General features: G+C 59.9%; 13 protein-coding genes. 7 read left to right on the top strand and 6 right to left on the bottom strand.

Going from position 1 to position 12180, the window contains the following annotated elements:
* Nucleotides 1-30: 30 nt before the first annotated feature.
* Complete coding sequence (locus EI969_RS00785; protein ID WP_160385512.1) at nt 31-378, bottom strand: hypothetical protein; 348 nt, start codon at nt 376-378, stop codon at nt 31-33.
* Between the two features lie 193 nt (nt 379-571).
* Here EI969_RS00785 and EI969_RS00780 point away from each other — a divergent pair, with 193 nt between their 5' ends.
* The gene (locus EI969_RS00780) at nt 572-1432 is read left to right on the top strand and encodes a Ku protein (protein ID WP_160385511.1); all 861 of its coding nucleotides are present in this window, start codon (nt 572-574) and stop codon (nt 1430-1432) included.
* 91 nt (nt 1433-1523) lie between these two features.
* Here the strand turns inward: EI969_RS00780 and lpxO are convergent, their stop codons facing one another.
* On the bottom strand, nt 1524-2423 hold the full coding sequence (lpxO, locus tag EI969_RS00775; protein WP_160385510.1) for a lipid A hydroxylase LpxO: 900 nt from the start codon (nt 2421-2423) through the stop codon (nt 1524-1526).
* Between the two features lie 488 nt (nt 2424-2911).
* Here lpxO and EI969_RS00770 point away from each other — a divergent pair, with 488 nt between their 5' ends.
* Both EI969_RS00770 and EI969_RS00765 read left to right on the top strand, forming a co-directional pair.
* A complete protein-coding gene (locus EI969_RS00770) occupies nt 2912-4498 on the top strand; it encodes an ABC-F family ATPase (RefSeq protein ID WP_160385509.1) in 1587 nt (528 codons plus the stop codon).
* Between the two features lie 312 nt (nt 4499-4810).
* Nucleotides 4811-5998 carry an MFS transporter gene (locus EI969_RS00765; protein WP_160385508.1) on the top strand — a complete coding sequence of 396 codons (1188 nt, stop codon included), beginning with the start codon at nt 4811-4813 and terminating at the stop codon, nt 5996-5998.
* A 149-nt stretch (nt 5999-6147) separates the two neighbouring features.
* Here EI969_RS00765 and EI969_RS00760 read toward each other — a convergent pair whose 3' ends face one another.
* Both EI969_RS00760 and EI969_RS00755 read right to left on the bottom strand, forming a co-directional pair.
* On the bottom strand, nt 6148-7185 hold the full coding sequence (locus EI969_RS00760) for a dienelactone hydrolase (protein WP_160385507.1): 1038 nt from the start codon (nt 7183-7185) through the stop codon (nt 6148-6150).
* 168 nt (nt 7186-7353) lie between these two features.
* Nucleotides 7354-7965 carry an FMN-dependent NADH-azoreductase gene (locus EI969_RS00755; RefSeq protein WP_160385506.1) on the bottom strand — a complete coding sequence of 204 codons (612 nt, stop codon included), beginning with the start codon at nt 7963-7965 and terminating at the stop codon, nt 7354-7356.
* Between the two features lie 131 nt (nt 7966-8096).
* On the opposite strand from EI969_RS00755, the gene EI969_RS00750 reads away from it, so the two are divergent.
* Both EI969_RS00750 and EI969_RS00745 read left to right on the top strand, forming a co-directional pair.
* Nucleotides 8097-9005 (top strand): LysR substrate-binding domain-containing protein, encoded by a 909-nt coding sequence (locus EI969_RS00750; RefSeq protein WP_160385505.1) that lies wholly within the window; start codon nt 8097-8099, stop codon nt 9003-9005.
* Nucleotides 9002-9361, top strand: a complete 360-nt coding sequence (locus EI969_RS00745; protein WP_160385504.1) for an MmcQ/YjbR family DNA-binding protein — start codon at nt 9002-9004, stop codon at nt 9359-9361. Before EI969_RS00750 ends, EI969_RS00745 begins: the two co-directional genes overlap by 4 nt.
* Nucleotides 9362-9372: 11 nt before the next feature.
* On the opposite strand, the gene EI969_RS00740 is transcribed toward EI969_RS00745, so the two are convergent.
* Both EI969_RS00740 and EI969_RS00735 read right to left on the bottom strand, forming a co-directional pair.
* Entirely contained in the window at nt 9373-9801 is a 429-nt protein-coding gene (locus tag EI969_RS00740) for a DUF1294 domain-containing protein (RefSeq protein WP_160385503.1), read from the bottom strand.
* Nucleotides 9798-10628: an undecaprenyl-diphosphate phosphatase gene (locus tag EI969_RS00735; protein WP_160385502.1), complete on the bottom strand. Its 831-nt coding sequence runs from the start codon at nt 10626-10628 to the stop codon at nt 9798-9800. The genes EI969_RS00740 and EI969_RS00735 overlap by 4 nt, the downstream gene beginning before the upstream one ends.
* Nucleotides 10629-10864: 236 nt before the next feature.
* Between EI969_RS00735 and pnuC the strand changes: the two genes are divergently transcribed.
* Both pnuC and EI969_RS00725 read left to right on the top strand, forming a co-directional pair.
* Nucleotides 10865-11428: a nicotinamide riboside transporter PnuC gene (gene pnuC, locus EI969_RS00730; RefSeq protein ID WP_160385501.1), complete on the top strand. Its 564-nt coding sequence runs from the start codon at nt 10865-10867 to the stop codon at nt 11426-11428.
* The gene (locus EI969_RS00725) at nt 11425-11949 is read left to right on the top strand and encodes an AAA family ATPase (protein ID WP_160385500.1); all 525 of its coding nucleotides are present in this window, start codon (nt 11425-11427) and stop codon (nt 11947-11949) included. The genes pnuC and EI969_RS00725 overlap by 4 nt, the downstream gene beginning before the upstream one ends.
* The last annotated feature ends 231 nt before the right edge of the window (nt 11950-12180 follow it).

Raw genomic sequence — 12180 nt, 5'->3', positions numbered from 1 at the left:
AAAATAGCGGGCAGACGTCATGCCTGCCACTCAACGGTTGCTGCTACCGGTGTCCCGAGGGGCAGGATTGGGTATGAATTTCGGTGGACTGGCGGGCGCGGTGCGCTCGGGATAACGATTGCCGATACCGCCATTGTCCAGCGTCGGCGGGCGCGGAACCGGGACAGTGTTAGGCCCGCGAATGGCCGGGGCACTGGGTCGAGTGCCTTGCATGCTGTTGGGGTTGGCCCGGTTGATCGGGCTGCTGTAGGGATTGTTGTTGGTGCGGCCCGGCAGGTTCTGGGCCAATTGCCACGACGCGGGTGTATCGGCCTGGACCCATGGCCCGAGTACCGCACTCATGAGCAGCGCGATGGCGCCAAACACGTATCGGTTCATGGCAATGCCTCTGTGCGTGACGTGGATAAGGACTTCGATACCACGCTACGCCCGGGGTTCGGATTTGTTAACAAAAACCTCCCCGGCAAGATGTAACACCACGTTGATCCGGCCACGGGAACGACCGCGCAAACCACTGAAACTTTTGCTCGAGGCCGCAGGTCACCTGAACATCACTCGCGAGTAGACGACCATGGCACGGGCAATCTGGAAAGGCGCAATCAGCTTCGGACTGGTGCACATCCCTGTGGCGCTGGTCTCGGCAACGTCATCCCAGGGCGTCGATTTCGACTGGCTCGACAGCCGCAGCATGGACCCGGTGGGCTACAAGCGAGTCAACAAGGTCACGGGCAAGGAAGTCACCAAGGAGCACATCGTCAAGGGCGTGCAATACGAAAAGGGACGGTACGTGGTGCTCAGCGAAGAGGAGATCCGCTCCGCTCATCCGCTCTCGACCCAGACCATCGACATCTTTTCCTTTGTCGACGGCGAGCAGATTCCCTTGCAGAACATCGACACGCCTTACTACCTGGCACCCGACAAGCGCGGCGGCAAAGTCTATGCACTGTTGCGCGAAACCCTGAGCAAAACCGGCAAGGTCGCCCTGGCCCATGTGGTCCTGCATACCCGACAGCACCTGGCTGCGCTGATGCCACTGGAGTCGGCCCTGGTCCTGGTGATGCTGCGCTGGCCGGCGGAGGTGCGAAGTCTCGATGAACTGGCGCTGGGCAGCGAAGTGACCAAGCCGGAACTCGCCAAGGGCGAACTGGACATGGCCAAGCGGCTGGTGGAAGACATGACGGCCGAGTGGACGCCTGAGGACTATCGGGACGGTTTCGAAGACAAGATCATGGCCCTGGTGGACAAAAAGGCCCATGAAGGCAAGATCGAAGATGTCGAGACTGCCAGCGGCGAAGAAGAGCGCAAAACGGCGGATGTCATTGACTTGACCGAGTTGCTCAAGCGCAGCCTGGGTAGCAAGGGGGCCGGCAAGGCAGCGGCGAAGCCGAAGGCGAGCAGCAAACCGGCGGCGAGGAGGAAAGCCAGCAAGTGATTCGCTGGATGTTCCGGCCTCATCGCGGGCAAGCCACGCTCCCACAAGGATGCGGTGTTGCAGGGATGGGACCTGCCACCAGGCACGCTTCTCAGATCAGAACGAACACCGCCAGCAACCCGGCAAAGATCGACCACTTCTGGAGGTAGTAAAGCTTGCGGTTGCGCTTCTTGAGTTGCTTGGCGCGCAGGCGAACCTTGTAGACCTTGCCGAACAGTCGGTTGATGCCACCGACCTTGTCGCCGGCCTCGTTCGGCGCACCCGCCGCCGACATGACATTGCGACTGAACCAGCGATTGAATGCCGCAGCCCAGCGATATTTCATCGGCCGCTCGACGTCGCAGAACAGGATGATGCGGTTCTGCTGCGTGGTGTTTTGCGCGTAATGAATGTAGGTCTCGTCGAACATCACCGCTTCACCATCGCGCCAATGGTAGTTCTGGCCATCGACATTGATGTAGCAACCCTCGGCGTTGGGGGTCTCCAGGCCCAAGTGATAGCGGTACGAGCCGGCATACGGGTCGCGGTGGCGCACCAGTTTCGAGCCCGGTGGCAACTCGGCGAACATTGCCGCCTTGATCGAACCGATGCTCTGCACCAGCTCCGTGGTGCGCGGACAAAGCTTCATGGCCGACGGGTGGCTGTCGCCGTACCACTTCAGATAGAAGCGCTTCCAGCCGGTCTTGAAAAACGAGTTGAAACCGACGTCATCGTATTGGTTCGAACGCTTGATCTCGCCGGCATGCAGCAAGTTCTGCCCTTCGGCACGAATCTCTTCCCAGTGCGCCTGCAGCGGACTCAGGTCGGGGAAGTCGGCCGGGTCGAGATAGGGTTTGTTGGGGATTTTCGAAAACAGATAAAGAAAGCAGTTGATCGGCGCCAGAAACGTCGAATGATCGCTCAACTGGCGGCCCAGCTTGTGGCGCACCTGGCCCCGCAGATGGACATATGCGATAGAGACAACATAGATAACGGCAATGATCAGTTTCACGGAAATCGTCACACGTCAGAAGGAATCAAACTGCGCCCTTTACCGGCATGCCGGTCCCCGAGGCTTTTGCAGCGACTGAATACGAAACTACAGCCTTGTGTGCCATCGAGTCACGCCGATGATCGGCATTGAGCCGATGGATGGCAATTTAGCCACAGTTTGTAACCAATAGTTAACTCGCATCTGTGAAAATGTGTCTACAAAATCCGCCGAAACGTTGCCGGGGCCTCAACGCCCTATCGTTTAAAGAGCCAGACCAGTACAATCGCCGCCAAACTTTACGCGCCCCCAGGTTGAGAGCGGGAAACCTCCCCTTTCAGCGCACGTTGACTCGGGTCGGGCGCGCCACATGCTGCTGTCCACTTAATGCCAGATGGATCTTCCACTGCCGCTCGGGATGAATGTTCCGGGGTCCGGACGGTGGGAACGGGTACTGAACCGGTACTGCCGCAACCCTAGCTACTCTGAATGCTTCGCAGGAAAAACCTTTGATTTCTACAGCTAACATCACGATGCAGTTCGGCGCCAAGCCGCTCTTCGAAAACGTTTCGGTCAAGTTCAACGGTGGCAACCGTTACGGTCTGATCGGCGCCAACGGTTGCGGCAAGTCGACCTTCATGAAGATTCTCGGCAATGACCTCGAGCCGTCCGGCGGTCAGGTCATGCTGGAGCCGAACGTGCGCCTGGGTAAATTGCGCCAGGACCAGTTCGCCTACGAAGAATTCACCGTGATCGACACTGTGATCATGGGTCACGAAGAGCTGTGGAAGGTCAAGGCCGAGCGCGATCGCATCTATTCGCTGCCGGAAATGAGCGAAGACGACGGCATGGCCGTGGCCGAGCTGGAAACCGAATTCGCCGAAATGGACGGCTACACCGCCGAATCCCGCGCCGGTGAATTGCTGCTGGGCCTGGGCATTCCCCTGGAACAGCATTTCGGTCCGATGTCCGAAGTGGCTCCGGGCTGGAAACTGCGGGTGTTGCTGGCTCAGGCGCTGTTCTCCGATCCGGAAGTGCTGTTGCTCGACGAACCGACCAACCACCTGGACATCAACACCATCCGCTGGCTGGAAACGATCCTCAAGGCGCGTAACAGCACCATGATCATCATTTCCCACGACCGTCACTTCCTCAACAGCGTCTGCACTCACATGGCCGACCTGGACTACGGCGAGCTGCGCCTGTTCCCGGGCAACTACGACGAGTACATGACCGCGGCGACCCAGTCCCGTGAGCAATTGCTGTCGGACAACGCCAAGAAGAAAGCGCAGATCTCGGAACTGCAAACGTTCGTCAGCCGCTTCTCGGCCAACGCCTCGAAAGCCAAGCAGGCCACTTCCCGTGCCAAGCAGATCGACAAGATCCAGCTGGCCGAAGTCAAGCCATCGAGCCGCGTGAGCCCGTTCATCCGCTTCGAACAGACCAAGAAACTGCACCGCCAGGCCGTGACCATCGAGCAGATGTCCAAGGGCTTCGACGGCAAGACCCTGTTCAAGAACTTCAGCTTCACCGTCGAAGCCGGCGAGCGCGTGGCGATCATCGGCCCGAACGGTATCGGCAAGACCACCCTGCTGCGCACCTTGATGGGTGAGCTGACCCCGGACGCCGGTTCCGTGAAGTGGACCGAAAGCGCGGAGCTGGGCTACTACGCCCAGGACCACGCCCATGACTTCGAAGACGACGTCAGCCTGTTCGACTGGATGGGCCAGTGGACTCAGGGCGAGCAGATCATTCGCGGCACTTTGGGTCGCATGCTGTTCTCCAACGACGAGATCCTCAAGTCGGTCAAGGTCATCTCCGGTGGAGAGCAAGGCCGCATGCTGTTCGGCAAGCTGATCCTGCAAAAGCCGAACGTGCTGGTGATGGACGAACCGACCAACCACCTGGACATGGAATCCATCGAAGCGCTGAACCTGGCGCTGGAAAACTACCCGGGCACGCTGATCTTCGTCAGCCACGACCGTGAGTTCGTATCGTCCCTGGCGACCCGCATCATCGAGTTGAGCCCGAACGGCGTGACCGACTTCAGCGGCACCTATGATGACTACCTGCGTAGCCAGGGTGTGGTGTTCTAAGGGCAGCTACAAGCCTTTAGCTGTAAGCTTCAAGTGAAAAGCCCTGTCCTGGTGACGGGGCTTTTTGCGTTCCGGGCCAAGGTTTTTTGTTGGTACATGAATCTTCGCGAGCAGGCTCTTTCCCACATTTGGAATGCATTCCCCCTGTAGGAGCTGGCTTGCCAGCGAAGGCGATCATGCAGGCAACATTTGTGGAGCGGGCTTGCTCGCGAAGAGGCCTCATTGACTGCAAAAATTAGTTAGCCTGCTTCCTTTTATCCCAACGCCGCGCCATGATGCAATTCTCCCACCGCCGCCCGCGAACGAGCCCTCATGCCTGCGCCGCAACAGCCACCGCAAAGCTCCATGGCGATCACCCTGCAGATCGTCTCCATCGTTTTCTATACCTTTATTGCCTTCCTCTGCATCGGTTTGCCGATTGCGGTGTTGCCGGGTTATGTCCACGAACAACTCGGTTTCAGCGCCATCGTGGCCGGGTTGACCATCGGCTCGCAATACCTCGCCACCCTGCTCAGCCGGCCCATGGCCGGGCGGATGTCCGATAGCGTCGGCACCAAACGCGCGATCGTCTATGGCTTGTCGGGGATTGTGCTCAGTGGCGTGCTGACCTGGCTGTCGACCCTGCTACAAGGCATTCCCCTGCTCAGCCTGCTGATTTTGATCGCCGGGCGCCTGTTGCTGGGGATCGCCCAAGGGTTGATCGGCGTCGGCACCATCAGTTGGTGCATGGGCCAGGTGGGCGCCGAGCACACCGCGCGGTCGATTTCCTGGAACGGCATCGCCTCCTATGGTGCGATTGCCATCGGTGCGCCGCTGGGCGTGGTGATGGTGCAACAGTACGGTTTCACCAGCCTGGGCATCGCCCTCTCGCTGCTGGCCCTGGCCGCGTTGTTGCTGATTCGCAACAAGCCCTCGGTACCGGTGGTGCGTGGTGAGCGCCTGCCATTTTGGGCGGTGTTCGGGCGCATTGCGCCGTTTGGCGCGAGCCTGAGCCTGGCGTCCATTGGCTACGGCACCCTGACGACCTTTATCACCCTGTATTACGTCAATCGCGGCTGGACTGGCGCGGCCTACTGCCTGACCGTGTTTGGCGTGTGTTTCATACTGTCGCGGCTACTGTTCATTTCCGCCATCAACCGATTCGGCGGGTTCACGTCAGCCATTGCGTGCATGTGTATCGAGACGGTTGGCCTGGTGCTGCTGTGGCTGGCACCGTCGACCGGGTATGCGCTCATTGGCGCCGGTCTGACCGGGTTCGGTCTGTCCCTGGTGTATCCGGCGTTGGGGGTCGAAGCTATCAAACAGGTGCCCAATTCAAGCCGGGGCGCGGGGCTGAGTGCTTATGCGGTGTTTTTCGACCTGGCGCTGGCAATCGCCGGCCCGTTGATGGGCGCAGTGGCGTTGAACCTGGGTTACGGGTGGATTTTCTTCTGTGCGGCGTTGTTGTCGGTGACAGGCCTTGGTCTGACGTTGCTGCTCAAGCGTCGTTCGATAACGTAAGCCTTGGTGCTGACCCTGTGGGAGCGAGCTTGCTCCGGGCGGCGTTCCGACGATGGCGGAGTATCTGTTGACATCGATGTTGGATGTGATGGCCCCATCGTCGGAACGCCGCCCGGAGCAAGCTCGCTCCCACAAGGGGGATGTGCAGACTACTGATCAGCCGTCTGCATCCCGGCCCGGGTCGGTCTGCCCAGAGTACGCGAGAAGAAGCTTCCGGCTTCAGAAATCAGGCTGCGGTGGATGTCTTCGCGATCGACGCCATCGGCATCCGTGCACAGCGCAGGCATGATTGCGATCTGCTCATCGTTGCACGGTGCCATGAACACGAAGTGCCCTGCCCCCGCCAGTAGCTTGAAGTCCGGTGCGATCGGCAGTTTGCGCGCCAGTGCCGCGGCGTTCTTGTCGACCGCCACCAGTTTGTCGCCGTCGCCGCTGTAAAGCAGCACCGGCACATGCACGTCGGCCAGGGTGTGGCGGCCGAATTTCAGGCTCAACGGCGCCATCAGCATCAGCGCGTGCACGCGCGGATCGGCCACCGGTTGCAAATCGTCGCGGTCGACAATCAATTCACCCTGGGTGTTGCAGGCATCGTGGTCGTCCGGGCGCTCCTGGCAGTAACGGCGCAGGCGATCCAGGTCCGGGGTCGCGCCGGACAGAATCAATGCGGTTTCGCCTCCGGCCGAATAGCCGATGACCCCCACCTGATTGGCATTGACGAACGGCGACAGCATACGGTCGCCCAAGGTGGCGGTAATGGCTTCGGAAATCTGGATCGGCCGACCATACAGGTTACTCAAAGTACCGAGGCGGCTGTGGTCCCTGGAGTTGTCACCGGGGTGGATCACCGCCACCACGACGAAGCCTTTGCGTGCCAGTGAGGTCGCGAGGTCGTGCAAGGCCAGCGGGGTGCCGGTGTTGCCGTGGGACAACATCAGCATCGGAAACCGGCCGATGGCGACTTTGGTGTCCTCCCCGGCTTCGACCGTGTAACCCTCGAGTTTGCTGGTGTGCTCCCAGTCACTGGAAGGATAGAAGGCGATGGCGCGCATCGGCTGCAGGTCCAGCGGGTCGAGAAAGGTCATCTCATGGAAGCCGACGCTCCAGTGCGGATGCGGTGCAGGCGCGGCGTGCACTGTATTCAGGCTACCGAGCAGGCAAATCAGCAAAGTTGCACAAAGACGCATCATGGATGCCCCCACCTTGTTACCGGACTTGAGACGTGAACCCTTGACTGCATAAGCCGGGCCACAATCTGAAACGACCAGAAACAAAAAACTCCGTAGCTGGTACTTGCGTAACCAGAATACAGAGTTTTTTGGGGTTTACCTGAACAGTTGCTTACTTTTACGCAAGCCTTACGCGGCGGCGAACAGTTGCTCGCTGATTTGCGCGTGGGCAGCGCTCATGGCTTTGTTGCGCACGTCGTCACCGTAAGCCAGGCCTTCGGCGCGGACGATTTCGATGTCGGTGATGCCGATGAAACCGAACAGCACCTTCAAGTACTCTTCGTGGGCAACACCGGTGGCCTGACCGGCGTGCATGCCGCCGGAAGTGGAGACGATCACCACTTTCTTGCCACCGCACAGGCCTTCAGGGCCGGCTTCGGTGTAGCGGAAGGTCTGGCCGGCAACGGCGATGCGGTCGATCCACGCTTTCAACTGAGTCGGGATGGTGAAGTTGTACATCGGCGCGGCAATCACTACGGCATCGGCGGCAAGGAATTCGGCCAGGGTCGAGGCGCTCAATTGGGCTTCGTGCTGTTGTGCGGCGTTGCGCAGTTCAGCGGTGGTGCCGGCGGCGACCAGGGTGGTGGAAGAGAAGTGGCTGATGGCGTCGGCGGCCAGATCACGGTAGGTCACCACGGCGGTTGGCTCGGCAGCTTGCCAGGCCTTGACGACTTCGCCGCTCAACTGACGGGAAGCCGAGTTGTCACCAAGAATGCTCGAATCGATATGCAGCAGTTTCATGTGGGATCTCCAAGTAAGGATCGCCCACAAGGGCGATCTGATGGGACTAATCCTACAGACGAAACCAATAGCTGATTAGACGGCAACAATGCGATAGTTCGTCTCACAGATAGAACAATCAGGTTCACATCATGCAAGACCTCAACGACCTGTACTACTTCGCCAAAGTCGTGGAAGCCGGCGGCTTCGCGGCGGCCGGACGATTGCTCGGCATCCCCAAGTCCCGACTGTCACGGCGTATCGCCGAACTGGAAGAACGCCTTGGCGCGCGTTTGCTGCAACGCACCACCCGCCAGCTGAAACTGACCGCCGTGGGGGAACGCTACCTCAGGCACTGCCAGGCGATGCTGCTGGAAGCGGAAATGGCCGACGAGGCCGTGGCCAGCATGTCCAGTGAGCCTCGCGGGCGTTTGCGGGTATCCTGCCCCGTCGGGTTGGCCCATGAAATATTACCGGGGGTGATCAGCGACTTTCTCGAACGGTTTCCCCAAGTCCAGTTGGAGGTCATGCTGCTCAACCGCCGGGTCGACCTGGTGAACGAAGGCATCGACGTTGCCCTGCGTGTGCGGGAACTGGGCGACGAAGACCCGCTGCTGGTCACCCGCCGCCTGCGTCAGGCGCAGATGCTGATGGTCGCCAGTCCCGGTTTCCTTGTGGGTCGTCAGATCAACCACCCGGAAGACTTGAAAAGCCTGCCGGTTCTCGGCGCACTGGAACCCGACCGCATGGTGCACATCCGCATGCTGGATCAACAGGGCAAAAGCTGTGAACTCGCGCTTGAAGCCCGGCTGGGCATCGATGATTTTATCGTGCGCAAGGCCAGCACCCTCTCCGGCCTGGGCTTTACGATGCTGCCCATGATGTATTGCGAACAGGAACTGGAAAACGGCTCTCTGGTGCAACTGCTTCCCGAGTGGTCGTTGCCCGGTGGCTGGTTGCAAGCGGTCTATCCTCATCGACGCGGGGTGATGCCGGCGGTACGCGCCTGGATTGACCATCTGGTCGAATCCTTCAATGCCTGTGGGGAACGACTGCTATGAAAGCTGGACGGATGAGCGAAGAGGACGTCGCGACATTTTGCCTTACCCTGCCCGGCGCGCGGGAAGACTATAAATGGGGAGGCGTGCGGGTGTTTTCGATCGCCGGGAACAAGATGTTCGCCTTGCAGGGCCTGCGGGGTGATTCCCTGGCCTTCAAGGTCGACAAGGATCTGTTTCTCGGTCATTGCGACCGCCCGGGGATTCACCCGGCGCCGTATCTGGCCCGCGCCCAGTGGATCATCATGCAAACGCCCTACCCGCTAGGCACCGAAGAACTGCAGGGATTGCTGCAGCGCTCCCACCAATTGGTGGTGAGCAGGCTGCCCAAGCGTACTCAAGTCGGGCTGTTGCTTTAGCGCTTTGTCGATCAGATCAAGGCCAGCAGGTTTGCGCCGAGGAACAGGTGATCGATCCAGAACACCTGGTGCAGCAGCACGATGATCCAGAACACCAACTGGAACGAGACTTTACGGGTCTTGTGTCGAAACGCTTGCTGGGCCAGCAACGCACCTGGCCAGCCGCCGGCGAGCTCCAGCGCATGCAGGACGTTCTCCGGTGTGCGCCATTGCTCGGCGCGCGCCTTGCGCTTGTCGTTCCAGTACAGGAAAAACGTGACGACGCTGACGATGCCATAGGCCGCCAGGGGAATCAGCGAATCCCCGTGCAGCCATGACGCCACCGAACCCGACAGCGGCAATGCGCACAGGAGTGCAAACACCAGCCACTTCAGCCGCGGATAACGGACCTGTCCCCCGGACTGGCGTCCGGGGTTGTTGCGCGGGCGCGAGTCACTCACGGCTTGGCCGCGCTCCAGTCAACCCAGCCGAACTGCCAGGTCGCCAGGATGATCAGGCCGAACACGATGCGGTACCAGGCAAACGCCGCATAGCTGTGGTTGGCGATGAACTTGAGCAGCCCGCGGACCGCGATCATGGCAAAAATGAACGCCGTGACGAAGCCGACCGCAAACACCGGGAAATCCGCCGGGACAAACAATTCACGGTATTTGTAACCCGAGTACACCGCGGCGCCGACCATCGTTGGCATCGCGAGGAAGAACGAAAACTCGGTTGCGGTCTTGCGCGACAGGCCGAACAGCAACCCGCCGATGATCGTCGAGCCCGAACGCGAAGTGCCCGGAATCATCGCCAGGCATTGGGCGAAGCCGACTTTCAGGGCGTCTTTCCAGGTGATGTCGTCCACGGTTTCGGCGTGCACTTCGTGCTGACGGCGCTCGGCCCACAACATGATGATCCCGCCCACGACCAGTGCCGTTGCCACGGTGATCGGATTGAACAGGTAATGGTGGATCAGGTCGGCGAAGATCACCCCCAATACCACGGCCGGCAGGAACGCGATCAACAGGTTCGCGGTAAACCGGCGCGCACTCGGCTGGGTCGGCAGGCCGACCACCACGTCAAAGATCTTGCGTCGAAATTCCCATACCACCGCCAGGATGGCACCCAGTTGAATAATGATGTTGAACGCCATCGCCCGCTCGCCCCCGAAGCCGAGCAAGTCGGCCACGATGATCTGGTGGCCCGTACTGGAAATGGGCAGGAACTCGGTCAGTCCTTCTACAACCCCAAGAATCAATGCCTGAAAGGCGGTCCAAAGATCCATCAATCCCCCAAAAGGCTATGCACACCGGCATGCCCCGTCAGTATTTTTTCAAATGCTTAAAGTGCGATCAGCGTAGCTGAGTTCCCGCGCATCGAGGCTTATCACAGAAGTGTAAAAATCCTGTGTAAAAACAACCCTGATCCGGGTTTACCCGTGCGGGGCCGAAATCCTATCAGACAAGTCCGATCGGCGGTTACAATCCGCCCTCTTCTTCATTTTTTCCCCAAGGAAACTTCATGTCCGGGCTTGAACTGTTTGCCGCCGCCCTCGGTGTCATTGCCGTCTGGTTGACGGTCAAACAGAATCCCTGGTGCTGGCCCATCGGCCTGGTCATGGTGCTGCTCTACAGCTGGATCTTTTTTGAGGTGAAACTGTATTCGGACATGCTGCTGCAAGTCGTCTATGCCGGCTTGCAGCTGTACGGCTGGTGGCAATGGACTCGGGTTGGCGAAACGACCCATGGCCGCGAAGTCAGTCGGCTCGACGCTCCAAGGGTGGCGCTGAGCCTGGCCATCGGCGCGGTCGGCAGTCTGTTGCTGGGAGCGGCCATGGCCCACTGGACCGACGCAGCGCAACCCTGGCTCGATGCGGCGCTGACCGGGTTCAGCCTGGTGGCGCAGGTCTGGATGGCGCAAAAACGTGTGCAGTGCTGGCCGTTGTGGATCGCCCTGGATGTGATTTTCGTCGGTTTGTTCGTCTATAAAGGCCTGTACCTGACCGCCACCCTGTACGGCTTGTTCGCCGTCATTGCCGTGTTCGGCTGGCGCGAATGGCGTGCCGACCCGGCCTTGCGCGCATGAAAGTCCTGGTCCTCACAGGCCCCGAATCCAGCGGTAAAAGCTGGTTGGCGGGCGAGTTGCAACAGCGCTTCGGCGGGATGCTGGTGGAAGAGTACGTGCGCCGGTTCATCGAAGAGAATCCGCGGGACACCACGCTGGCCGACATTACGCCCATCGCCCGCGGTCAATTGGCATGGGAAGACCAGGCGCGGGCACAACAACCACCGTTGCTCATTCTCGACACGCACCTGCTGAGCAATATCCTCTGGAGCCAGACCCTGTTTGGCGATTGTCCCGACTGGATTGAACAGGCGCTGCTGGCCCGGCATTACGACCTGCACCTGCTGCTGTCGCCGGAACAGGTCGAATGGACGGACGATGGTCAGCGTTGCCAGCCCCGATTGAGTGAGCGCCAGGCATTTTTCGAGCAGACCCTCGCCTGGCTTGAAGGCCACGCACAACCGGTCCAGGTGCTGCGTGGAGATTGGGCGCAACGCCGAATCCAGGCACTGAACGCCGTGACCCGTTTGCTTGAAACCTGACCGGCACCTGGGGCAATTTCCCCACCACCCCCCCTGTTTTTGGGGGAAAGTGTCCGATCCTGAAACACCCTACCTGTCTCAAACTACCCATTTCAACGCCCCACATCATTTTGTCACCCGACTTGTAAAGGCACTGATACAACAACACTAGAACCTTTGTTCTAGAGGGGTGCGTCGGCATTTCCGGGGTGTTTGCGCCGGGTTCCGTCTCACCGTTGCAACACCCTCGAC

Source organism: Pseudomonas sp. PB101 (genome assembly GCF_009764265.1).
GTDB lineage: Bacteria > Pseudomonadota > Gammaproteobacteria > Pseudomonadales > Pseudomonadaceae > Aquipseudomonas.
This window is presented reverse-complemented; position numbering and strand designations above follow the sequence as displayed.